This is a genomic window from Curtobacterium sp. MCLR17_058 (genome assembly GCF_003234705.2).
GTDB lineage: Bacteria > Actinomycetota > Actinomycetes > Actinomycetales > Microbacteriaceae > Curtobacterium > Curtobacterium flaccumfaciens.
Window position 1 is genome coordinate 837,317 of sequence record NZ_CP126262.1, and the last position, 22,231, is coordinate 859,547.

Consider the following 22,231-nt stretch of genomic DNA (forward strand, 5'->3'; position numbering starts at 1 on the left):
GCGGTGTCGCCACGGGCCTCCCGTCTGCAGTGGGCCGGGTCTACGGCTCGTAGCGCTCGATCTTGACGACCTCGACGGCGATCTCCTTGCCGTTCGGCGCCGTGTACGTGGCCTTGTCGCCGGCCTTGAGGCCGACGATGGCCGCGCCGACGGGGCTGACCGGGCTGTAGACCGTCAGGTCCGAGCCCTCGGCGACGATCTCGCGGCTGCCGACCAGGAAGGTGGACTCGTCGCCGGCGATGACCGCCGTGACGACGGTGCCCGGCTCGACGGTGCCGTCGAACTCCGCTTCGCTGACGGTGGCGTGCTTGAGGAGCTCGGTGAGGACGCGGATGCGGGCCTCGATCTTGCCCTGCTCGTCCTTCGCGGCGTGGTAGCCGCCGTTCTCCTTGAGGTCGCCCTCTTCGCGAGCGGCCTCGATGCGGCGCGCGATCTCGGCACGGCCCTCGCCGCTCAGCTCGTCGAGCTCCGCCTTGAGACGGTCGTGCGCCTCCTGGGTCAGCCAGGTGACCTGCGTGTCGTTGCTCATGTTCTGTCCCTTCGACCATGAAAAAACGAGACCGGCCGAGTGGTCGGTCTCGAGAGGCGAATCAGGACAGTCTAGGGAATCCAGCAGTCGTGGATCAAGCCGGTCACGCCCCGCGTCGTCGTGGTGACCTGCGTGGAGATGCTCCGGCTGCGCTGTTCGGACGCCGGGACGGTGATCTCCTTCCAGCCCACGATCGAGTAGCTCTTGTCGAGGACCTGCACGGCGCACTTCGCCTCGACACCCGGGTCGACGGACACCTGCGAGTGGACGACGGTGCTGTGCTCGGACAGCACCTCGTACCCGATGACGTCCTGGTCGAGGCCGCGGTCGGACTGGTCGAGCCCGGCCCAGATCACCCACGCACCGAACACCACGACGACGGCGATGGCCGCGACGATCGCGAAGAGGCGGCTGCGGCGCTTGCGGGCCGGGGTGCGGCCGTAGCGCTCGTCGAGGGTGGCGGTCTGGGTCTGTTCGGACAGTTCGGGGCTCCCGGGGTGGATATCCTGATCCCAGGGTAGTTCACGCGATGCTGTGCGCTGCCCGCGTCCGACGCCGCTCACCCGCAGTGAGGAACCCCACGTGCCCTACCGTCTGCTGGCCGTCCACGCCCACCCCGACGACGAGTCGAGCAAGGGTGCCGCGACCGCCGCGAAGTACGTGGCCGACGGGCACCAGGTGCTCGTCGTGTCCTGCACCGGTGGCGAGGCCGGCGACATCCTGAACGACCAGCTCGGCGAGCCGGCGACGAGCCGTGCGCACCGTGACATGGCCGGGTACCGCCGCACCGAGATGGCCGCGGCGCAGCAGGCGCTCGGCATCGACCACGTGTGGCTCGGCTACCACGACTCGGGGCTGCCCGACGCCGAGAAGGGCGAGACGGTCCGGCCGGGCACGTTCTCCACGGTGCCGCTCGAGTACAGCACCGAGGCCCTCGTCCGCGTGATCCGCCGGTTCCGCCCGCACGTGCTCGTCACCTACGACGAGAACGGCGGCTACCCGCACCCCGACCACATCCGCACGCACGAGGTGTCGATGGCCGCGTGGTCCGCCGCCGCCGACCCGTCCGCGTACCCGTCCGCCGGTGCCCCGTGGTCGATCGCGAAGCTCTACTACGAGCGCACGATGAACCCGCGCCGCTTCAGCACGATCTTCGAAGCCCTGCAGGAGCGCGACCCGGACAGCCCCGCGATCGAGCAGCTGCGCGAGTGGGTCGAGCGGTTCGCCGACCGGCCCGACCTCGCCACCACCCACGTCGACGTGCACGAGTACTTCGACCAGCGTGACGCCGCGCTCCGCGCGCACGCCAGCCAGGTCGCACCGGACAGTGCCTTCTTCTACTGGCCGAACGACCTCCTCGCGACGGTGTGGCCGACCGAGGACTACCAGCTCGTGGAGGCACGCGTGCCGACCGAACTCCCGGAGACCGACCTGTTCGCCGGGATCCCAGCCGACAAGGAACCGACCTCGTGAGCACCATCGCGGCGGCACTCGCCGCCACCCCCAGTCCCAGCCCCTCGGTCGTCCCCGACGTCGACGTCACCCCGGGTGTCGTCGGGTTCATCGCGATCGCACTCGTCGCGATCGTGACGATCCTGCTCGTGGTGGACATGACCCGACGCATCCGTCGGACCCGCTACCGTGCCGAGGTGCGTGAGCGGCTCGAGGCCGAGGCGAACGGCACCGCGACGGACGAGCCGGAGCGGCGGGCGGCCGAGGACGGCCGGGCCGACGTCGGCGACGACACCGAGCGCGGCTGACGCGACTGCAGGGCGGCTGACGCGACTACAAGGCGGACTGGAGGCCCCTGGCGGTATCGCCACGGGCCTCCAGTCCGCCTTGTGCGCGCCTACCGGAACCGGGCGTACCTGGTCGAACCGGGCGTACCTGGTCGGAACTTCCGGGTGAGTACGCCCGGAACCACCCGGCATCGCACCCGTTCTGGGAAGGAACGTGCGACGGTCAGCGCACCGGGTCCAGCGCGACGATGAGCACGCCGACCCACTGCGCACCGAAGGCCACCACGGTCAGGGCGTGGAACACCTCGTGGAACCCGAACTGCGTCGGCACCGGGTTCGGCCGCTTGAAGCCGTAGACCAGGGCGCCGATGATGTAGGCGACGCCGCCGGACAGGATGAGCACGGTCATCGGGACGCTCGCCCCGAAGAACTGCGGCAGGAGCCCGAGGGCAGCACACCCGAGCACCAGGTAGATCGGGACGTACAGCCAGCGGGGCGCGTTGATCCAGAGCACCCGGAACGCGATTCCGAGCGCGGCGCCCGACCACATCACCCAGAGCACGACGACCATGAGCGTGTGCGGCAGGGCGCAGATCGCGACGGGCGTGTAGGTGCCGGCGATGAGCAGCAGGATGTTGGTGTGGTCGATGCGCTTCAGCACGGCCTTCACCTTCGGCCCCCACGGGAACCGGTGGTAGGTCGCCGAGACGCCGAACATCGCGAGCGACGTCGCCATGAACACCGCGCTGCCGACCTTCGCCGCGGTGCTGTCGGCGAGGGTGATCAGGACGATCCCCATCGCGATCGCGAACGGGAACGCGCCGAGGTGGATCCAGCCGCGCCAGGCCGGACGGGGTTCGGCGGCGGTCGTGGTCGTGGTCGCGGTCGCCGACGCCTCTTCCGTGAACGGGACGTGGGGGAGTGTTCCGGTCTCGTGCTCGTCCTGCATGGTCCCGACCATAGGGCCTGACCCCGAACGACAGCCACGTGTCCGCAGAGCGGGAGCCTCAGGGACTCGGTGTCGGTGGTGCACTACGCTCGGTGCGTGACCGGGACGGCGGGATGGACAGGGCGAGGGATCCTCTACCGCGCCTACCAGCGCCGGATCCGCCGCCAGCTCGAGGGTGCAGCGAAGCCAAAGCACGTCGCCATGATCGTGGACGGCAACCGCCGCTGGGCGAAGCAGCTCGGGCTCGAGTCCGCCGCACACGGCCACCGCGCCGGCGCCGCGAAGATCCCGGAGTTCCTGACGTGGTGCGACGACCTCGGCATCGAGGTCGTGACGCTGTACCTGCTGTCGGCCGACAACCTGACGGGTCGTGGCGGCGAGGAGCTCGAGGAACTCGTCGGCATCATCGCCGACCTCGCCGGGGTCCTGGCCGACAACCGTGACTGGCGCGTGCAGCACGTCGGGTCGAACGAGGGGCTGCCGGAGAACCTGGTGACCGCGCTCGAGCAGGCCGAGCAGCGCACCGCCGGCCGCACCGGCCTCCACGTCAACCTGGCCGTCGGCTACGGCGGGCGGCGTGAGATCGCGGACGCCATGCGCAGCATCGTGCAGGCGCACGGCGCGGGTGGCGGCACCATCGACACCCTGGCCGAGGTCCTGACGCCGGAGCTCATCGGCGACCACCTGTACACGCAGGGCCAGCCAGACCCCGACCTGGTGATCCGGACCTCGGGCGAGCAGCGGCTGTCCGACTTCATGCTGTGGCAGAGCGCGCACAGCGAGTTCTACTTCGTCGAGGCCTTCTACCCGGACCTGCGCGAGGTCGACTTCCTCCGGGCGGTCCGTGACTTCGGACTCCGGTCGCGTCGGTTCGGCGGCTGACCAGCCACCTCCCGCACCGGGTTCGTCGGCGGAGCCGCGTCCCAGTAGGCTCTCAGGGTTCAACCCTGTGAAAGGTGCACCACCTGTGAACATCGACGAGTACGCCGCCGGCTTCTCCGAAGACCCCGGTTACCTCGACCACGCTGCGTTCGGCCCCGTGCAGACCGCCGTGCTCGAGGAGCAGCGTGTGCTCGGCACCATCCAGGCACACATGCGCTTCGGCGCCATGGAGACCCTCGACGAGCAGGACGCCCGCGTCCGCACCGTCGCCGCCCGCCTGGTCGGCCGCCGCGAGGACCAGGTCGTCTCGCAGGCCGCGACGACCCCGGGCCTGCTGCACACCGCCTTCGGCCTGACCGGCGGTGTGCTCGTGTCCGCCGACGAGTACCCGTCGCTGCCGCTCGCACTCGCCAGCGCGGCCTCGGCCACCGGCGGACGGGTACAGCCCGTCGTCATCGAGTCGGGTGCCGGCTGGGTGACCCCCGAGCTGATCCGTGAGCGCCTGTCCGACGAGGTGACCGCCGTCGCGGTGTCCCTGGTCGACTGGCGCACCGGCTACCTGACCGACCTCGCCGCCATCCGCGAGGTCATCGGCGACCGCCTGCTCATCGTCGACGCGATCCAGGGCTTCGGCGTCGTCGACGCCCCGTACGAGGTCGCGGACGTCGTCGCCACCGGCGGGCAGAAGTGGTTGCACGCCGGGTGGGGCACCGGCTTCGTGGCGTTCAGCGACCGCGCCCTGAACCGGATCCGTCCGGCACTGTCCGGCCCGCACGGCACGTCCGGATGGCCCACCGAGGTCCCGGCGGTGCGTCCGGGGGCTGCCGGCTTCCAGATGTCCCGCATCGACCCGGTCGCGCAGGCCCGGCTCGCGGTGTCGCTCGAGCGTCTCACCGCCGTCGGCGTCGCCGCCGTGCAGGAGCGGGTCACCGACCGCGTCGAGCGCGTGTTCGCGATCGCCGACGAGTTCGGGCTCGAGGTCGAGTCCAGCCGTGACCCGGCCGAGCGCGCCGGCATCGTGGTGCTCCGGCCGACGCAGGGTCGCGTGACGGCCCTGTCCGCCGCGATGCACAACCACGGCGTCACCGCGACCACGCGGCTCGGCGTCGCGCGCGTGTCCGTGTTCCCGTCGACCACCGACGAGACCCTGGACATGTTCCGCGACGCCTGCGTCTCGTACGCCACGATGCAGTAGAAGCGGCGGGGTGCTGCGCTTGCTGCCTCCCGTCCGCAGCCCGCGAGCGGTCAGGACACCCCGCTCACGTCCGCCGAGTGGTCACCACCTGTCGGCTGGCGCCGTCGCAGCCGACGGATCGTGACCAGTCGGCGCTGCGCGCGCGACGAGTCGCGACCACCGGACGGCCTGGAGGCGCGGTGCCAGGCCGCCACGGGCCTCCCGTCCGGAGTCCGCGAGCGGTCACGGCACCCCGCTCACGTCCGCCGAGTGGTCACCACCTGTCGGCCGGCGCCGTCGCACCCGACGGTTCGTGACCACTCGACGCCACCGCCGCGCGCGGCGTCGCGAGCCGCGCTCGCGTTGTTCACGCGACCGTAACTCCGGAAACCGCGTGTCGCTGTCGGGGTGTCGGGGGCCGGACGTACGTTGTCCCCATCGGGCACCGCGCCCGATCGAAGCGGCCACAGTCGGTGCTTCGGGACCCGCTCCGTGGCCGCGTTCGAGGACAGGACCGGGCCCGTCGCGGCCCGGGGATGGAGTGGTCGTGACCTCTCAGAACGTCTCTCGCGGAGCACAGCAGCAGCACACCGCGGACTCGTCCACATCGGTCGCCCAGCGCACGTACGTGCTCGACACGTCGGTGCTCCTCAGCGATCCGCGGGCCTTGTTCCGCTTCGCCGAGCACGCCGTGGTCCTGCCCGTGGTGGTCGTCAGCGAACTCGAGGCGAAGCGCAACGACCCGGAGATCGGGTACTTCGCCCGGCAGGCCCTCCGGCTGCTCGACGAACTGCGCATCGAGCACGAGCGGCTCGACTTCCCGATCGCGATCGGCGACGGCGGCTCGTTCCGCGTCGAACTGAACCACTCCAACCAGTCCGTCCTGCCGTCGGGTCTGCAGCTCGGCGACAACGACTCCCGCATCCTCGCCGTCGCGTCGAACCTCAAGAACGACGGACTCGACGTCGTGGTCGTGTCGAAGGACCTGCCGCTCCGGGTCAAGGCGTCGTCGATCGGCATGGCGGCGGAGGAGTACCGCGCCGAACTCGCGGTCGACTCGGGCTACACCGGCATCGCCGACCTGCAGGTGTCCGGCGAGCAGATGTCCGACCTGTACGAGAAAGAGGAGATCCGGTCCTCGAAGCTCGACGGCGTCCCGGTGAACACCGGCGTCGTCATCCACTCCGAACGCGGATCGGCCCTCGGCCGCGTGCACGTCGCCGGAGCCGTCGCCCTGGTGCGCGGCGACCGCGAGGTCTTCGGCCTCCGCGGGCGCTCGGCCGAGCAGCGGCTCGCGATCGACGCCCTGCTCGACTCCGAGATCGGCATCGTCTCGCTCGGCGGCAGCGCCGGCACCGGCAAGTCGGCGCTCGCCCTGTGCGCCGGACTCGAGGCGGTGCTCGAACGGCAGCAGCACAAGAAGATCATGGTGTTCCGGCCGCTGTACGCCGTGGGCGGGCAGGACCTCGGCTTCCTGCCCGGCGACGCCGGCGAGAAGATGAACCCGTGGGCGCAGGCCGTCTACGACACCCTCGGTTCGGTGGTGTCGGACAACGTCCTCGACGAGGTGATCGAGCGCGGCCTGATCGAGGTGCTGCCCCTGACCCACATCCGCGGCCGCTCCCTGCACGACGCCTTCGTGATCGTCGACGAGGCGCAGTCGCTCGAACGGAACGTACTGCTCACGATGCTCTCGCGCATCGGCCAGAACTCGCGGGTCGTGCTCACCCACGACGTCGCGCAGCGCGACAACCTGCGGGTCGGCCGGCACGACGGGATCGCGTCGGTCATCGAGCGGCTCAAGGGGCACCCGCTCTTCGCGCACGTCACGCTGACGCGGTCCGAGCGCTCCGCGATCGCGGCCCTGGTCACCGACCTGCTGGACTCGCCGGATCTGGTGTAGCGCGCGTCGAGCCGCCATCGGACGGACGGGAGGCCCGGTGCCAGCTGGCACCGGGCCTCCCGTCCGTCCTGGGGGTGCGTCAGGAGGGTCGCGCTAGTTCGGGTGGGTCATGCTCAGGACGTCGAGCGCCTCGTCGAGCTGCGCCTCGGTGACCTCGCCGCGCTCGACGTGGCCGAGGGCCACGACGGCTTCGCGCACGGTGATGCCCTCGGCGACGGCGTACTTCGCGACCTTGGCGGCAGCCTCGTAGCCGATGACCCGGTTGAGCGGGGTGACGATCGACGGCGAGGACTCCGCGAAGGCGCGGGCACGCTCGAGGTTCGCCTGCAGCCCGTCGATGGTCTTGTCCGCGAGCACCCGCGAGCTGTTCGCCAGCAGGCGGATCGACTCGAGCAGCGCCGTGCCCATCACCGGGATGGCGACGTTGAGCTCGAACGCACCCGAGGCACCGGCCCAGGCGATGGTGGCGTCGTTGCCGATGACCCGGGCGCCGACCATCAGGGTGGCCTCGGGGATCACCGGGTTCACCTTGCCGGGCATGATCGAGGAGCCGGGCTGCAGGTCGGGGATGTGCAGCTCGCCCAGACCGGTGTTCGGACCGGAGCCCATCCAGCGCAGGTCGTTGTTGATCTTCGTCAGGCTGACGGCGAGCACCTTGAGCGCACCGGAGGCCTCGACCAGGGCGTCACGCGCGCCCTGCGCCTCGAAGTGGTCGACGGCCTCGGTGATCGGCAGGTCGGTGTCGCTCGCGAGCTGGGCGATGACCCGCTGCGGGAAGCCCTTCGGGGTGTTGATGCCCGTGCCGACCGCGGTGCCGCCGAGCGGGACCTCGGCGACGCGGGGGAGCGTCGCCTGCACCCGCTCGATGCCCAGGCGGATCTGGCGGGCGTAGCCGCCGAACTCCTGCCCGAGGGTGACGGGCGTGGCGTCCATCAGGTGCGTCCGGCCGGACTTCACGGCGTCGGCCCAGAGCGTGGCCTTCGCTTCGAGTGATTCGGCGAGGTGCTCGAGGGCGGGCACGAGGGTGCGGAGGAGCGCCTCGGTCACGGCGACGTGCACCGAGGTGGGGAAGACGTCGTTCGACGACTGCGAGGCGTTGACGTGGTCGTTCGGGTGGACCGCCGAACCCGCGATGTCGGATGCCAGTGTCGCGAGCACCTCGTTCATGTTCATGTTCGACGACGTGCCGCTGCCGGTCTGGTAGACGTCGACCGGGAACTGGTCGTGGTGCTGGCCGCCGATGATCAGGTCGGCGGCGCCGGCGATGGCGTCGGCGACGGCGGGCTCGACGATGCCGAGTTCACCGTTGACGATGGCCGCCGCCCGCTTGATCCGTGCGAGCGCCACGATCTGCGCCGACTCGAGCCCGGTGCCCGAGATGGGGAAGTTCTCGACGGCGCGCTGGGTCTGGGCACGGTAGAGCGCCGACTTCGGCACCCGTACCTCGCCCATGGTGTCGTGCTCGATGCGGAACTCGGTCGGGGTGGTGTCGGTCACGTCGTCGTGGTCCTTCCTGGGGTGCTCGCCGGTCGCGGTCGCGCCGGCCCGTGCCTGCGCCCCGGGGTCGCCGGGGCGGTCGTCGTCGGGGTCGCTCTTCGTCTGGCTCGGTCGTCGTCGGGTCGGTCAGACCTGGCCGACGACGGTGTCGATGGTGACTTCTCCGGTGGCGAGGTCGTACGTCGCCCCGACGACGGCCAATCTACCCTCGGCCACGGCGTCGGAGACCGCGCCGGAGCGCTCGATCACCTGGCGGAGGGTGGCTTCGAGGTGTGCGGCGCCGACGGCTTCCTGCGGGAGCTCGGCGTCGGTGAGCCGGACCTTCTCGACGCTCGGGGCGATCGCGTCGACGAGGGCCTGCAGGTGCGGAGTGGCGACGGGCTCACCGGAGCGCGCTGCCGCGACGGCACCGCACCGGGTGTGCCGGAGCACGACGACCAGCGGCGTGCCCAGGGCGACGACCGCGAACTCGATCGAGCCGAGCACGACGTCGTCGACGATCTGACCGGCGTTGCGGATGGCGAACAGGTCACCGATGCCGGCGTCGAAGACGTGCTCGAACGGCACCCGCGAGTCCGAGCAGCCGAGGACGGTCGCGAACGGCGACTGCGAACCTTCGAGCTCGGTGCGGCGGTCCGGGTCCACGCGGCCCATCCGGCGCTTGTCGGCGGCGAAGCGGGCGTTGCCGTCGACCAGCAGGCGCAGGGCGTCGGACGGGGTGGAGGCGGCGCGGTCGGGCATGGGGCTCCTCGGTTCGGGTGGGACGGGGTGGTGACTGGCGGGGCGGTGCCCGTCGTCTACTCGGTCAGTTCTCGGGAGACGGCGGTCGCGACGGTCCGGAACGCCTTGTCGTCGGCGGTGCCGGAGAGCACGATCGTGTTCTTGCCGAACGTCGAGACGAGCGAGTACGCGTGGTTGCCGGCATCGGTGCCCTCGGCGCGGCGGTCGTAGACGGTCCACTCCGTGTCGCCGATGGTGCGGTCACCGGTGGACGGGCGCTGGTCGAGCTGGTTCGACACCCACGAGGCGTTGGCGTCGATGCCCTGCTGCAGACCGAGGTACTGCTTGTCCGGCGTCACGAAGCCGACGGTCCAGACGTCCACGCCGTCGGTGGTCTTGCTGGCGAAGTCCGCGCGGTTGGCGCTGTAGCCGTCGGGCAGCGGCGGCGCCACCAGGGTGACGTCGTCGACGTTCGCCTTCGCCGCGATCTGCTGGTAGTCGACGGTGCGGTCCACCGTGGTGTCGGGCCGGACGACGACCGCCACCAGGAACAGCACGATGCCGAGCGAGGCGATGAGCGCGATGACCAGGTTGAACGCGGTCTGGTGCTGTCGGCGGGCGGTCCGGGCGGCGTCCTTGCGGGCCCACGTCTCCTCTGCCGTCTCGGGGCGACCGAGCTCAGCGACGATCGGGCGGCCGTCGGCGTCGGTCATCGGCCGGAGCCGTCCTGGGCGTCGCTGGCGGCACGGGCCGCGTCGAGCCGAGCGCGGGCGCCGACGAGCCACTCTTCGCACCGGGCGGCGAGGGCTTCGCCCCGCTCCCAGAGCGCCAGCGAACGCTCGAGGGTCGCGGAGCCCTGTTCGAGCTCGCTCACGACGCGCACGAGTTCGTCGCGGGCCGCTTCGTAGCTCAGCGACTGGACGTCGGTCTGCTCGGGTTCCTGCTGGGATGGCACGGGTCGATCCTACCGAGCGTCCACCGACGATCCGTCGCCCGGTCCCAGGCTGTGGAGAACACCCGCGGTGGTCAGGAGCCGTCCGGGCCGGGGCCGTCCGGTTCGAGCGTGCCCGTGGCCGTGCCGGCACCGAGCGTGACGTGCACCGGCGTCGCTCCGGACAGGTCGTCGGTGCCGCGGACGACACCCCCGTCGGCCCGCTGCACGATGGCGTACCCGCGGCGCAGGGTGTCCCGCGGCGAGAGTGCCCGGAGCCGGGCGGTCAGGTGCCCGACCTCGGAGTGCCCGCGCTCCAGTCGGCGGTCGAGCAGTTCGCGGGCGCGGGACAGGTCGCGGGCGACCTCTTCCGCACGGGTGTCGACGAGCCACGCGGTCGACGCCAGAGCCGGGCGCGACCGCAGCGCGGCGAGCCGGTCGGCCTCGACCGACAGCGTGTGCGAGAGCCGGAGCCCGAGCCGGGCGCGGGCCGCCCGGACGTTGGCGAGCTCCTCGGCGACGTCGGGCACGACCCGTTTGGCGGCGTCCGTCGGGGTCGAGGCACGTAGGTCGGCGACCTCGTCGAGGATCGGGCGGTCGGCCTCGTGCCCGATCGCCGAGACGATCGGGGTCGACGCCGCGGCCGCCGCACGGACGAGTCCTTCGTCGCTGAAGCCGAGCAGGTTCTGGAAGTCGCCGCCACCGCGGGCGATGATGATGACGTCGACCTCGGGGTCGGCGTCGAGCTCGAGGATCGCCGCCGTGACCTCGCCCACGGTCCGTTCGCCCTGCACCGCGGTGTGCACGGTGCGGAACTCAACCTGGGGCCACCGCAGCAGCGCGTTCCGCTTGACGTCCTTCTCGGCGTCGGAGTCCTTGCCGGTGATGAGGCCGATGCGGTGCGGCAGGAACGGCAGACGCCGCTTCCGGGACGGGTCGAACAGCCCCTCCTCGGCGAGGGTGCGGCGGAGGCGCTCGAGGCGTTCGAGCAGGTCACCGAGCCCGACGTGCTTCATCTCGACGACCTGCATCGTCAGCGAGCCGCCCTTGACCCAGTAGTTCGGCTTGAGGGCGGCGACGACCCGGTCGCCCTGCTTGATGTCCGCCGGCACCCGGGAGCGCACGCTCGACCAGATGGAGAACGACACGGTGGCGTCGACCTCGACGTCCTTGAGCTTGCCGTACACGTTGCCGCCGGCGACGTTCCACTGCGTGATCTCGCCCTCGACCCACGCGGTGCCGAGTCGATCGATCCAGTCGCGGAGCTTCGCGCCGAGGAGCGCCACCGGCCACGGGTTGTCGGCCGTCGGCGGGCCCTGTTCGATAGCCATGTCGCTCCTCGTCCTGCTGGGACGTCCATCGTGCCCGAGACCGGTGACAAGCGACGGACGTCGTGTTCTCCACAGGCACCCCGCGCGCCCAGGTCGCGTGCGTGCCGCTCACCTATCATCGGGGACGTGACGATCACCAACGGCCACACGGTCCCGCTCGCCCCGCCGCGTGTGCACGCGGCACGGGGTCGACTGCGTGACGAACCGGTCGCCGGCCCCAAGAAGGTGCTGCTCGCAGCCCCCCGTGGTTACTGCGCCGGGGTGGACCGTGCAGTCGTCGCGGTCGAGAAGGCGTTGGAGCAGTACGGCGAGCCCGTCTACGTCCGCAAGCAGATCGTCCACAACGTGCACGTGGTGTCGACGCTCGAGCAGCGCGGTGCCGTCTTCGTCGACGACGTGGCCGAGGTCCCCCGGGGCTCGCACGTCGTCTTCAGCGCGCACGGGGTGTCGCCGGCCGTCGTCGCGGGTGCCGCCGAGCGCGACCTGCACGCCATCGACGCCACCTGCCCCCTCGTCACCAAGGTCCACCGCGAAGCCACCCGGTTCGCCAAGGCCGAGCGCACCATCATCCTGATCGGCCACGCCGGCCACGAAGAGGTCGAGGGAACGATGGGGCACGCCCCGGACCGCACGATCCTGGTGAACGGTCCCGACGACGTCGCCGCGCTGTCGGTCCCCGATCCGGACAACCTCGTCTGGCTGTCGCAGACCACGCTCAGCGTCGACGAGACGATGGAGACCGTGCGGCTGCTGCGCGAGAAGTTCCCGGCCATCCAGGACCCCCCGTCGGACGACATCTGCTACGCCACCCAGAACCGCCAGGTCGCGATCAAGAAGGTCGCGCCCGGCGCCGACCTGGTGATCGTGGTCGGCTCCGCGAACTCGTCGAACAGCGTCCGCCTCGTCGAGGTCGCGCTCGAGCACGGTGCCCGTGCCGCCCACCGCGTCGACTACGCGGAGGAGATCCAGCAGGAGTGGCTCGACGGTGTCGAGACGGTCGGCGTGACCAGCGGTGCGTCCGTGCCGGAAGAACTCGTGGCCGAGGTGCTCGAACAGCTCGCCGACGCCGGCTACGCCGCCGTCGAAGAGGTCGTCACCGCACACGAGGACCTGATGTTCTCGCTCCCCAAGGAGCTCCGCACCGACGCGTCGGGCAACCCGACGCGCGCGCTCGGCGGGCGTCGGGCATGAGCGGCTCGGACGGCTGGTCCTCGGTCCCGCGTCGCGACCCGGCGAACCACGGCGACGCCGGCGCTGGTACCGGCCAGGAGGCCCGGGGTGCGTCCGCGACGTCGGCCGCCGGTCCCGCGAACGGTCGGCCCCAGGGCCGTCCCGCCCCCGGGTACGGCGAGTACGCACCAGAGGGTTGGGTGAACCCGGTCCTCGTCGAGCAGGAACGCCAGGAGCGGGAGCGTCAGGCACGGGAGCGGCAGGACCAGGCCCCCGCCACCAGCGTGCGCGACGCTGCTCCGAGCGACGGCGTCCGCGGCGACCGCGCCGGTGCGGACGCTCGCTCCGGTGCAGTCCCTGCCGGGGCGCAGCGGTCGATGGCCCGCAGCCGGTTCGGTCGCACACCGGCGGACTTCGTGCTCACCGTCGGGCTGCTCGCCTTCGGGCTGGTCTCCGTGGTGCAGTCCCTGTCCGTGGGCGAGGTCGCCTCCACCGTGCGGCGCACCCTCGAGACCCAGTACACGGCGCTGAACGACCCGAGCGCCCTGAGCACGGCGGCCGCCATCGCCGCGATCACCAACGTCGTCGTCTTCGCCCTGGTCGCCTGGTGGTCCATCCGTCGGCTCCGCGCACGGAAGCGGACGTTCTGGGTGCCGCTGGTCGGCGCGGTCGTCGCCACGGCGATCAGCACGATCGCGTTCGTCGTCGTGGTCATGCAGGACCAGGCCTTCGTCGACTTCATGCTGCGACAGTCCGGCGCCTGACCGCCTGACCGCCTGACCGCCTGACCGCCGGGCTGCTCGCGGCGGCCGCCTCCGCGCGCCGAGTGGTCGCAACACGCCGCGGCCCCGCCGTCGAGTGGTCACCAAGTGTCGTCTGGCACCGGCGCAACCGACACTTCGTGACCCCTCGGCTCTGCGCGCGCGGGGAGTCGTGACCTCTCGGCAGCCCCTCCCTCGGCCAGCCGCGGTGCCGGTGTGCCTCCGACGAGCTTCGTCAGCCTCGCGGGCGAGCGCAGCAGCCACCGCCGAGTGGTCGCAACACGCCGCGGCCCCGCCGTCGAGTGGTCACCAAGTGTCGTCTGGCACCGGCGCAACCGACACTTCGTGACCCCTCGGCCCTGTGCGCGCGGGGAGTCGTGACCACCCCAGCCCGCCGACGCCAGCCGGAGGTCAGCCGGCCAGGAACGCCGCGACCGCTCCGTGCAGGGCAGCCAGGTCGTCGACGTGCACGAGCTCCCGGATCGAGTGCATCGACAGCAGTCCGACGCCGATGTCGATCGTCGGGATCCCGAGTCGGGTCGCCGCGATCGGGCCGATCGTCGAGCCGCCGGGGATCGTGTTCACGTTGACGAACGGCTGCCACGGCACACCGGCGGTCTCGCAGGCGGCGGCCCAGACGGCCTCGCCCTTCGCCTCGGTCATGTAGCGCTGGTTCGCGCTGATCTTCAGCAGCGGTCCGGCCCCGGGGCGCGGACGGTTCGTCGGGTCGTGCTTCTCCGGCTGGTTCGGGTGCACCAGGTGCCCGGCGTCGCTCGACAGCAGCCACGACGCACGGAATGCTCGGGCGGCTTCGGAGCGGGTGGCGCCGAGGCCCTCTTGCACACGGCCGAGGACGTCCTCGAGGAACGGACCACCGGCACCGGACGGCGTCGACGACCCGATCTCCTCGTGGTCGAACGCCGCGAACACCGGGATGTGGTCACCGTCGGTGGGAGCGTCGACGATGCCCCGGAGTCCGGCGTGCACGCTCGTCAGGTTGTCCATCCGGCCGGACGCCAGGAACTCCCGCTCGATGCCGATCCGGGCCGGCGCCTGGGTGTCCGCGAGGAACAGGTCCCACGACACGGCGCCCTCGCCGAGCCGGGCGAGCAGCCACTCCACGACGGAGGTCCCACCGGCGTCGCCGTCGACCCCGACGATCGGCAGGGTGTGGCGCTGGCGGTCGATCTCCTTGCCGTCGTTCACCCCGCGGTCGAGGTGGATCGCGAGGTTCGGGATGCGGGCGACGGCGTCGGTGCTGACGAGCCGCACGCTGCCGTCGGCGTCGACGACCCGGCCGGCGATCCGCAGATCACGGTCGAACCAGGTCGACAGGAGCGCGCCGCCGTAGACCTCGACGTTGAGCTGCTCCCAGCCCCCGGTGCGCACGCCGGGGTTCGGCTTCACGCGGAAGCCGGGGGAGTCGGTGTGGGCACCGAGGATCCGGAACGGCGTCGTCGGGACGGCACCGTCGGGCAGGCGCCACGCGATGACGGCGCCGTCGCGGACGACCACGTACGCACCGGGTTCGGTCGGCCAGGCGTCGAGCTCGGACAGCTCGGTGAACCCGGCCGCGACGAGACGGTCACGGGTCGCCGCCGCCGCGTGGAACGCGGTGGGCGACTCGGTGACGAACTGGGCGAACTCGGAGGCGATGGCGTCGACGGTCACCCGCCCATCGTGGCACGGGGTGGAGGCGACCCGACGCAGAACGGGGCGCGTCCGTCGGACGCACCCCGTTCCTCCAGGCCGGTGGACCCGACCGGACGGACCTGCTCAGCCCTTGGCGTGGCCTGCCGAGCCGAGGACCTTCGCGGCCTCGACCACGCGGGCCGCCATGGCGGTCTCGGCGACCTTGCCCCAGGCGCGGGGGTCGTACTGCTTCTTGTTGCCGACCTCGCCGTCGATCTTCAGGACACCCTCGTAGTTGCGGAACATCGAGTCCGCGATCGAGCGGGTGAACGCGTACTGCGTGTCCGTGTCGATGTTCATCTTGATGACGCCGTTGCGGACGGCCTCGTGGATCTCGTCATCGGTCGAGCCGGAGCCGCCGTGGAAGACGAGGTCGAGGGGGTTCTCGCCGGTGCCGTGCTTCGCCGCGACGGACGCCTGGATCTCGCCGAGGAGCTCGGGACGGAGCTTGACGTTGCCCGGCTTGTAGACGCCGTGCACGTTGCCGAAGGTGAGCGCCGCGATCCAGCGGCCCTTGTCGCCGAGGCCGAGCGCGTCGACGACCTTCTCGACGTCGTTCGGGGTCGTGTAGAGCGCGTCGTTCGTGCCCTCGTGCTGGACGCCGTCCTCTTCGCCGCCGACGACGCCGATCTCGACCTCGAGGATCGCGTTGATGTTCCGCGTCTTCTCGATCATGGTCTTCGCGATCTCGATGTTCTCGTCGAGCGGCACGGCCGAACCGTCCCACATGTGCGACTGGAAGATCGGGTTGCGACCCTGCCGGACCTCTTCCTCGCTCGCCGCGATGAGCGGCAGGACGAAGCCGTCGAGAGCATCCTTCGGGCAGTGGTCGGTGTGCAGCGCGACCGTGATGTCGTAGTTCTTGGCGACCTCGTGGGCGAACTTCGCCATCGCGAGGGCACCAGCTGCGCGGTTCTTGATGGTGTGGCCGGCGAAGTAGTCGGCACCGCCCGTCGTGACCTGGAGGATGCCGTCGGAACCGGCTTCCTGCAGGCCCTGGAGGACCGCGTTGATGGTCTGCGAGGAGGAGACGTTGACCGCGGGGTACGCGAACTTGCCCGCCTTCGCGCGTTCGATCATCTCGGCGTACTGTTCCGGCGTTGCGATGGGCACGTGGATCTCCTTCGACTTCGGTGATGTCCCCGCCGATCGTAGTCAGCCGGACTGGAGGCGCGGTCCGGGTTACGCGGTCGGCTCACGTCCGGCGTGCACATGCGTGCACGGGCCCGGTGTCCGGACCGTCGGTCGGCCGCCGGTCGGTAGGCTCGGGTCGTGACTCCCACGACTGAGACCGGCTCCCTGTTCCTCCAGCCCGACCGCAACCTCGCGCTCGAGCTCGTGCGTGCGACGGAGGCCGCCGCGATCCGTGCGCAGCCGTGGGTCGGGCGTGGTGAGAAGAACCTCGCCGACGGCGCCGCGGTCGACGCGATGCGCAAGTTCCTCGGCACGGTGAACTTCGACGGTGTCGTCGTCATCGGCGAGGGCGAGAAGGACAACGCCCCGATGCTCTACAACGGCGAGCACGTCGGCAACGGTCACGGCCCGGCCTGCGACATCGCGGTCGACCCGATCGACGGCACCTCGCTCACCGCCGCCGGCCGCCAGAACGCCATCTCCGTCATGGCCGTCTCGGACCGTGGCTCGATGTACGACCCCTCCGCCGTCTTCTACATGGACAAGATCGCCGCCGGCCCCGAGGGTCGCGGTGTCCTGGACCTCGAGAAGCCGATCGGTGACAACATCCGCGCGCTGGCGAAGGCCAAGGGCAAGGACCTCGAGGACATGGTCGTCGCCGTGCTCGACCGCCCGCGCCACGACGAGCTGATCCGCGCCATCCGCGCGACCGGTGCCGGCACGCGACTGCTGCTCGACGGTGACGTCGCCGGTGGCATTGCCGCCGCCCTGCCCGGCTCGACGATCGACATGTGCGTCGGTGTCGGCGGCACCCCCGAGGGCATCATCACGGCGTGCGCGATCAAGGCGCTCGGCGGCGTGATCCTCGGCAAGCTCCAGCCGAAGGACGACGAGGAGCGCGAGCGCGCCATCGCCGCCGGCCACGACCTGGACAAGGTCCTCGACCAGGACGACCTGGTCACCGGCGACAACACGTTCTTCGTCGCCACCGGCGTCACCGACGGCGTCCTGGTCGACGGTGTCCGTCGTTCGCGCGGCGTCATCCACACCGACTCGCTCGTGCTCCGCTCGCGCTCGAACACGATCCGCCGCATCCAGGCGGACCACCGTGCGGAGAAGTGGTTCTAGGCCGGACGATCGTCCGCCGCTTCGGGGCGTCGCCGGTCTTCCGGCGGCGCCCCGTTGTACGAGCCCTTGCGTAGGCTCGACGCATGACTGCGACAACGGCACGGATCGTCGGACTGGACACCGCGGGCATCCGCACGCTGCACGCGGAGGCGGACGGCACGGCCGACCGGCTGCCGCACGTCGTGCCGGTGGCGCCCGACCTCGGCGTGATCCTGGCGGACGAGGACGGCGCGATCCTCACCGCGCCGGCGCTCGCCGAGATGGGCTGGGCGGACGAGGACGTCCTGCGTGCAGCCGTCGCCGCCGCGCAGGAGCAGGCCGGAGGCGACGTGGCGGTGATCCAGCCCGGCACGATCGTCATCCAGGACCCCGACCTCGCCGTGGTGCTCGTGCTCGCACCGCAGGCGTTCCAGGGGATCGAGTTCCGCGGCAGCGCAGTGGTCTTCCCGGTTGCGCCGACGACGTTCATCGTCACCGGCGACCAGGACGAGGACGGGCTCCAGGTCGCGGCCGGTGTCGCCCAGCAGATCCTGGCCGACGACGAGGGCGAGGTCCTGAGTGGACCGCCCATGGTGCTGCGCGGTGACGGGTGGGTGCGGTTCGAGCACCCGTCGCTCGACGGCGAGCTCCGGACGATCCGCGCGCTCTGGACGGCGACCGCCGCGAACCTGCAGCAGGACGCCCTGCAGGAGTCGTTCGACCGGCGGGGCGAGGACGTCCACGTCGGTGCGGTCTCGGTCGCCCGGCTGGCCGAGGACGACCCGGCCTTCTCGTACTCGTCGTGGACGGAGGACGTCGAGACCGTCGTCGCCGCGGTCGACACGATCGTGCTCGTGACCCTCGACGGGCAGACGCAGCCCGTGCCGTTCGGTCGGCTGCGGGAGCTGGCCTCCGGGTTGATCGAGGAACTCGAGGTCCGCCCGACGCGCTACCGGCTCCGCGGTTTCCCGGACCTCGAGTCGGTCCGCGCAGCCCTCTGACGGGTCGACCCCGGTCGGTGGAACTCGTCCCCGTCGCTGCCCCCTGATATGGTCACACTCGCGCGCTTGTGGACAACGGCGCGAGAGATCGGACCTGGGGAGGAATGATGGGGCGACCGTCGGGGTGGGACGTTGTCGATCAGGGTGATGATCCGGTCAAGGGGGATCCGTCGACGTTGCGGATGATGGCGCGGGAGTACCAGCGCATCTCCGACGCGGCCGATGACGCCTCGACCCGGCTGAAGTCGGTGAAGGGCTCCGGGTGGCTGACCGACTGGGAGGGTGAAGCCGCGGATGTGTTCGTCGACGCGATCGAGGACACCCCGTCGGACCTGACCAAGCTCGTCGATTCGTACGAACTCGCCGCGACGGCGTTGTCGGGGTGGGCTGACACGGTCGATGACACCCAGTACCGGGCTGATGGTGCGTTGGCGGACGCGAAGGACGCCACCGGGGACCTCGCCGCGGCGCAGGACCGGTTGGCGGATGCGCAGTCGACGCTGTCGCACTACGAGTCGGCGTCGAAGGACCTGTCGAAGGTCGCGGACAAGTACCCCGCGGGTTCCGACGTGCCGGACGGGGTGGATGTTCCCTCGCCGGCGCAGTTGCGGGCAGCGTCCGACAACGCTTCCGTCGCGCAGGGGTCGGTGTCGTCGGCGCAGGGGGACATCTCGGCGGCGCAGTCGCGGATCGATGCGGCGAAGCGGCTCGTGGCGGACGCGAAGGGCGACTGGCAGGACGCGGAGCAGCGGACCGCGACGAGGATCGGTGAAGCTGCGGACGCGGGCCTCGGGAAGCAGTCCACGTGGGACAAGATCTTCGGGTCCGAGGCGTGGGAGACCATCGTGTCGGTGGCGAAGGTCGTCGTGGCGGTGGGTGGGATCATCGCGATGATCATCCCGGGGCCGTGGACGTTGGTCATCGCGGCGATCGCGCTCGTGGTGTTGGCGGACACGTTGTACAAGATGAGCAAGGGCGAAGCCGACGGGTGGGACCTCGCGTTCTCCCTGCTCGACTGCGTCCCCGCAGGCGGCGCGGTCGGCACGCTCTTGAAGAGCACCCGAATCGCCACGCAGATCGCACGCGTCGGGTCGATCAGCATGAAAGGCGTGGCGGTCGTCGGCCGTTCGACCGGCCCGTTCAGTATGGCGAGCCGATCGGCGCGTGCGCTCCTCACGAGGGTCCAGCGGCCACTCTCCGGTCTCAGCGACGTGAGTAGCTCGGCTCTCAACCCGCTCCGGAAGCTGACAGATGCGGCTAACCCCACCGGAAGGTCGATCTCTCGCTTGAGCTCGAACAAGACAAAAGCTGAGTTCGGAGAAGCGCAGACCAAAGCCTTCTTCGAGTCTCATGGTTTTGTAGATGTCACAAGGCCGAAGAGCGTGTTCAAAAACGGTATCGACCATGTATTTCATCACCCAGAAACTGGGCAGTATTTCGTTGTTGAGTCCAAATTCTCGTCCAACGCGGGCAAGAGTGGAGTGGACCTACTCGGAAGCACGAAGAATCATGGCCGACAAATGTCGGACACGTGGCTTAACGGGATACTTCCTGGACAGCCCGGTTCGCGACTCCGAGTCGGCACACAGTCCGAACACTCTTCTGCTGTTGTGAACTCGTTGATCGACGGTACGCTTGAGCGCGTGGTTGTCAAGATCAGTCCGGACGGTACGTGCCTTCCTCAGCTACTCGACGCAGCGGCACGTCTACGCTGAACATCATGACTCCACGTGATGACCGAGTGAATGCTGCCTACTGGGACGACGCGTTCAGAGTCCTCGAGCGGGATATCGAGAAGTTTCGTCCGTTCAGCCATACTTTCCGGTCGGATGACGTCAGGGCTGGCATCATGCGGACCACGGCGAACTTGGAGAATGTGCTGTTCCTGCTGGGAGCGCGCTATTCAGCCGGAGCGCCCGTGCTCGAGCTCGCGGCGGACGTCGATTCGGCCGTCACTGTCTGGGAGACCTGGAACCGCTACGCGGCGGTGCCGGATGCGGGATTCCCATTGGATCCATTGGAGTTCGACAACAAGTCGACGTACTACAACGCGTTGTGGCTGTCGTCGATAGCGCGGTGCATCGGTGTCGCTCCGGAGTTGATGGATCGGTTGATCGGGATTGTTGCTGCTGCTGGCGGTGCTGATCCAGTGCTCGGGGTGCTGCTGGGGGTTGATCCGGTGCGGGACACCGTGTGGCACAAGCGACCGTTCCAAAACCTTGCTACGGCAGCGAGTGCTCCGTACGATCGTGCCGTTTCTGCGTTGAACAGGTATGTGCAAGCGTGGCAGAAGAACATCTCGTTCATCTGGTGGGCGCCGGCACTGCAGGCAGTGCAGGGAGACCGGTTCGAAGCGTACTTTGGGTACTGGGCGTGGGAGGCCGCGGGGCTCGTGGTGGCGCGGGGGCTTGACGATTCGGCGCTACGGTCGTCGCCGTACTACCCAGTCGATCTCGTCGACGTCCAACGGGACAGATGAGTTGCCTACTTTCTCGAGCGAGGACCTCGGGGAGGGGCCGCGGCTGATTCAGAGATGTACCGGGCGGCCATCGTGGAAGCAGGCGCTGCGCGCATCCGGTCCATCCGCGGGACAGGGGTGACTTCGATCAACTCTTCCTACTCGAGACACGGTGATGTTGCATGCGAACTCTGAAGGATGCTCAGGACGAATTTGCGAAGGAAGTGCGCACTGACGAAGACCTTATTTGGGATAGGGGATGGATCGAGACCGACGATTGGTGGATCGTTCTGTACAATTGTCGAAAGTATTACGAGACGCAAAATCCATTGTTTAGCCTGGCTGGAAATGGCCCGTTTGTTGCACCAAAAGACGGCGGTGCATGTTTCACTCTTCAAGCGAATACCTCGGTCGAATCACAAATAGAGCAACGGGGTCAGCGGGTCATCAGTCGGTCTCGGTGAAGCCACTTGTGGCTCGAGCGTAGAAGAACGAGGTGGCGGTCGAGGGTCGTACCCGTAGCGTTTTTAGCTCGAACTCTTTGCGATTGCTCGGGATTCCGTTGATCGTTGGTCGGGTAGCAGGGCAAGGCAGGAACTGATCAAGCGCCAATCTGAATTGATCCGACGATCTGCCAAATCTCACACTGAATCTCCGGTGCAGGGGCCGAGCACGCGAACCTCATCAACGCTTCACGAAGCGTGGCCATGCCGAGCCCAGAACGTTGGGGGCGCTGAGGTTCGGATAAAGTTACAAGGCGCGAATTGGTCGAAAGTGAATCCAGATGGGTGTCACGACCCCCGAGGCTCCCCGGAGGACCACAGTGAGGGAACATCGACTAACAACCGTCGAGGAACGGCAAGTCGAGGCGCGCTTGATCGCGCCCGAGGGATTCCAGTACCCCGAGCGCTTTCAACGTGCCCTTGCACAACACCCGCTTCCCGACATCGATCCCTTCATGTGGACGTCTGAGTACGAGAACCAGACAACGGACTGGGTTGACATCGTTGGGAAGCAGTATCCGACCCGTTCCCTCGTACCCTTCGCAAAGCACCAGGACACGGACGATGTGTTCTGCTTTGACGGTGGCGACCATTCGGGCAACCCTCCGGTGCTGATCATCCACACGTTCGCTTCGCCGGGGACGGAGTACCGGGGTCAGTGGACGTCGTTCGACGTCTGGTGGGAGGAGATGGAGGAGCATCGAGCAGCGTGGCTCGCGGAGCAGGAAGAGGACTGAGACATGCCTCGTA

Annotated in this window: 23 protein-coding genes; 13 read left to right on the forward strand and 10 right to left on the reverse strand. The window is 69.7% G+C overall.

Annotation, left to right across the window (positions count from 1 at the left end):
* Window positions 1-40: 40 nt before the first annotated feature.
* A complete protein-coding gene (greA, locus tag DEJ11_RS04055; protein ID WP_017886739.1) occupies window positions 41-529 on the reverse strand; it encodes a transcription elongation factor GreA in 489 nt (162 codons plus the stop codon).
* A gap of 71 nt (window positions 530-600) precedes the next feature.
* Window positions 601-1,092, reverse strand: a complete 492-nt coding sequence (locus tag DEJ11_RS04060) for a DUF4307 domain-containing protein (RefSeq protein ID WP_051596498.1) — start codon at window positions 1,090-1,092, stop codon at window positions 601-603.
* 19 nt (window positions 1,093-1,111) lie between these two features.
* Between DEJ11_RS04060 and mca the strand changes: the two genes are divergently transcribed.
* Together mca and DEJ11_RS04070 are read left to right on the forward strand one after the other, a co-directional pair.
* Window positions 1,112-2,002, forward strand: coding sequence for a mycothiol conjugate amidase Mca (gene mca / locus DEJ11_RS04065; RefSeq protein ID WP_027464504.1), 891 nt, complete (start codon window positions 1,112-1,114; stop codon window positions 2,000-2,002).
* The gene (locus DEJ11_RS04070; protein WP_111103196.1) at window positions 1,999-2,289 is read left to right on the forward strand and encodes a hypothetical protein; all 291 of its coding nucleotides are present in this window, start codon (window positions 1,999-2,001) and stop codon (window positions 2,287-2,289) included. Before mca ends, DEJ11_RS04070 begins: the two co-directional genes overlap by 4 nt.
* Before the next feature lie 202 nt (window positions 2,290-2,491).
* Here the strand turns inward: DEJ11_RS04070 and trhA are convergent, their stop codons facing one another.
* Window positions 2,492-3,217, reverse strand: coding sequence for a PAQR family membrane homeostasis protein TrhA (gene trhA, locus DEJ11_RS04075; RefSeq protein ID WP_258375338.1), 726 nt, complete (start codon window positions 3,215-3,217; stop codon window positions 2,492-2,494).
* A gap of 96 nt (window positions 3,218-3,313) precedes the next feature.
* Between trhA and DEJ11_RS04080 the strand changes: the two genes are divergently transcribed.
* The 3 genes from DEJ11_RS04080 to phoH2 all read left to right on the forward strand — a co-directional run bounded on the left by DEJ11_RS04080 (window position 3,314) and on the right by phoH2 (window position 7,176).
* Complete coding sequence (locus tag DEJ11_RS04080; protein WP_027464506.1) at window positions 3,314-4,099, forward strand: isoprenyl transferase; 786 nt, start codon at window positions 3,314-3,316, stop codon at window positions 4,097-4,099.
* Between the two features lie 85 nt (window positions 4,100-4,184).
* Window positions 4,185-5,294, forward strand: coding sequence for an aminotransferase class V-fold PLP-dependent enzyme (locus DEJ11_RS04085; RefSeq protein WP_071406125.1), 1,110 nt, complete (start codon window positions 4,185-4,187; stop codon window positions 5,292-5,294).
* A gap of 520 nt (window positions 5,295-5,814) precedes the next feature.
* Window positions 5,815-7,176, forward strand: a complete 1,362-nt coding sequence (gene phoH2 / locus DEJ11_RS04090; RefSeq protein WP_181433317.1) for an RNA 5'-3' helicase PhoH2 — start codon at window positions 5,815-5,817, stop codon at window positions 7,174-7,176.
* A gap of 93 nt (window positions 7,177-7,269) precedes the next feature.
* On the opposite strand, the gene DEJ11_RS04095 is transcribed toward phoH2, so the two are convergent.
* From DEJ11_RS04095 to xseA, 5 genes are all read right to left on the reverse strand, one after another.
* Entirely contained in the window at window positions 7,270-8,673 is a 1,404-nt protein-coding gene (locus tag DEJ11_RS04095) for a class II fumarate hydratase (protein ID WP_111055644.1), read from the reverse strand.
* 126 nt (window positions 8,674-8,799) lie between these two features.
* On the reverse strand, window positions 8,800-9,414 hold the full coding sequence (locus tag DEJ11_RS04100) for a carbonic anhydrase (RefSeq protein ID WP_111103193.1): 615 nt from the start codon (window positions 9,412-9,414) through the stop codon (window positions 8,800-8,802).
* Window positions 9,415-9,470: 56 nt separating this feature from the next.
* Window positions 9,471-10,106 (reverse strand): DUF4245 domain-containing protein, encoded by a 636-nt coding sequence (locus tag DEJ11_RS04105; protein ID WP_110864396.1) that lies wholly within the window; start codon window positions 10,104-10,106, stop codon window positions 9,471-9,473.
* Window positions 10,103-10,348, reverse strand: coding sequence for an exodeoxyribonuclease VII small subunit (locus DEJ11_RS04110; RefSeq protein WP_017886728.1), 246 nt, complete (start codon window positions 10,346-10,348; stop codon window positions 10,103-10,105). Before DEJ11_RS04110 ends, DEJ11_RS04105 begins: the two co-directional genes overlap by 4 nt.
* Before the next feature lie 71 nt (window positions 10,349-10,419).
* Complete coding sequence (gene xseA, locus DEJ11_RS04115; protein ID WP_111103192.1) at window positions 10,420-11,655, reverse strand: exodeoxyribonuclease VII large subunit; 1,236 nt, start codon at window positions 11,653-11,655, stop codon at window positions 10,420-10,422.
* 126 nt (window positions 11,656-11,781) lie between these two features.
* On the opposite strand from xseA, the gene DEJ11_RS04120 reads away from it, so the two are divergent.
* Together DEJ11_RS04120 and DEJ11_RS04125 are read left to right on the forward strand one after the other, a co-directional pair.
* Window positions 11,782-12,846 carry a 4-hydroxy-3-methylbut-2-enyl diphosphate reductase gene (locus DEJ11_RS04120; RefSeq protein ID WP_081827167.1) on the forward strand — a complete coding sequence of 355 codons (1,065 nt, stop codon included), beginning with the start codon at window positions 11,782-11,784 and terminating at the stop codon, window positions 12,844-12,846.
* A complete protein-coding gene (locus DEJ11_RS04125; protein ID WP_111103191.1) occupies window positions 12,843-13,589 on the forward strand; it encodes a DUF6264 family protein in 747 nt (248 codons plus the stop codon). Before DEJ11_RS04120 ends, DEJ11_RS04125 begins: the two co-directional genes overlap by 4 nt.
* A 408-nt stretch (window positions 13,590-13,997) precedes the next feature.
* Here the strand turns inward: DEJ11_RS04125 and DEJ11_RS04130 are convergent, their stop codons facing one another.
* Together DEJ11_RS04130 and fbaA are read right to left on the reverse strand one after the other, a co-directional pair.
* Entirely contained in the window at window positions 13,998-15,257 is a 1,260-nt protein-coding gene (locus tag DEJ11_RS04130) for a M18 family aminopeptidase (RefSeq protein WP_111029591.1), read from the reverse strand.
* 105 nt (window positions 15,258-15,362) lie between these two features.
* Window positions 15,363-16,391, reverse strand: coding sequence for a class II fructose-bisphosphate aldolase (gene fbaA, locus DEJ11_RS04135; RefSeq protein ID WP_017886723.1), 1,029 nt, complete (start codon window positions 16,389-16,391; stop codon window positions 15,363-15,365).
* A 159-nt stretch (window positions 16,392-16,550) separates the two neighbouring features.
* Here fbaA and glpX point away from each other — a divergent pair, with 159 nt between their 5' ends.
* From glpX to DEJ11_RS04160, 6 genes are all read left to right on the forward strand, one after another.
* Window positions 16,551-17,540, forward strand: a complete 990-nt coding sequence (gene glpX, locus DEJ11_RS04140; RefSeq protein ID WP_017886722.1) for a class II fructose-bisphosphatase — start codon at window positions 16,551-16,553, stop codon at window positions 17,538-17,540.
* Window positions 17,541-17,623: 83 nt separating this feature from the next.
* On the forward strand, window positions 17,624-18,520 hold the full coding sequence (locus DEJ11_RS04145; RefSeq protein ID WP_111103190.1) for a hypothetical protein: 897 nt from the start codon (window positions 17,624-17,626) through the stop codon (window positions 18,518-18,520).
* Window positions 18,521-18,588: 68 nt separating this feature from the next.
* Window positions 18,589-20,235 carry a putative T7SS-secreted protein gene (locus DEJ11_RS04150; protein WP_284176683.1) on the forward strand — a complete coding sequence of 549 codons (1,647 nt, stop codon included), beginning with the start codon at window positions 18,589-18,591 and terminating at the stop codon, window positions 20,233-20,235.
* 5 nt (window positions 20,236-20,240) lie between these two features.
* Entirely contained in the window at window positions 20,241-20,999 is a 759-nt protein-coding gene (locus DEJ11_RS04155; protein ID WP_082509793.1) for a PoNe immunity protein domain-containing protein, read from the forward strand.
* 161 nt (window positions 21,000-21,160) lie between these two features.
* Entirely contained in the window at window positions 21,161-21,442 is a 282-nt protein-coding gene (locus tag DEJ11_RS18115; RefSeq protein WP_111103188.1) for a YrhB domain-containing protein, read from the forward strand.
* A 320-nt stretch (window positions 21,443-21,762) separates the two neighbouring features.
* Window positions 21,763-22,218: an SMI1/KNR4 family protein gene (locus tag DEJ11_RS04160; RefSeq protein ID WP_146250035.1), complete on the forward strand. Its 456-nt coding sequence runs from the start codon at window positions 21,763-21,765 to the stop codon at window positions 22,216-22,218.
* Window positions 22,219-22,231: the final 13 nt, after the last annotated feature.

Bases quoted from the DNA above. Each gene is read 5' to 3' on its own strand.
- greA (WP_017886739.1), bottom strand. From the start codon at position 529: ATGAGCAACGACACGCAGGTCACCTGGCTGACCCAGGAGGCGCACGAC.
- trhA (WP_258375338.1), bottom strand. From the start codon at position 3,217: ATGCAGGACGAGCACGAGACCGGAACACTCCCCCACGTCCCGTTCACG.
- DEJ11_RS04100 (WP_111103193.1), bottom strand. From the start codon at position 9,414: ATGCCCGACCGCGCCGCCTCCACCCCGTCCGACGCCCTGCGCCTGCTG.
- DEJ11_RS04105 (WP_110864396.1), bottom strand. From the start codon at position 10,106: ATGACCGACGCCGACGGCCGCCCGATCGTCGCTGAGCTCGGTCGCCCC.
- xseA (WP_111103192.1), bottom strand. From the start codon at position 11,655: ATGGCTATCGAACAGGGCCCGCCGACGGCCGACAACCCGTGGCCGGTG.
- DEJ11_RS04125 (WP_111103191.1), top strand. From the start codon at position 12,843: ATGAGCGGCTCGGACGGCTGGTCCTCGGTCCCGCGTCGCGACCCGGCG.
- DEJ11_RS04145 (WP_111103190.1), top strand. From the start codon at position 17,624: ATGACTGCGACAACGGCACGGATCGTCGGACTGGACACCGCGGGCATC.
- DEJ11_RS04155 (WP_082509793.1), top strand. From the start codon at position 20,241: ATGACTCCACGTGATGACCGAGTGAATGCTGCCTACTGGGACGACGCG.
- DEJ11_RS18115 (WP_111103188.1), top strand. From the start codon at position 21,161: ATGCGAACTCTGAAGGATGCTCAGGACGAATTTGCGAAGGAAGTGCGC.
- DEJ11_RS04160 (WP_146250035.1), top strand. From the start codon at position 21,763: ATGGGTGTCACGACCCCCGAGGCTCCCCGGAGGACCACAGTGAGGGAA.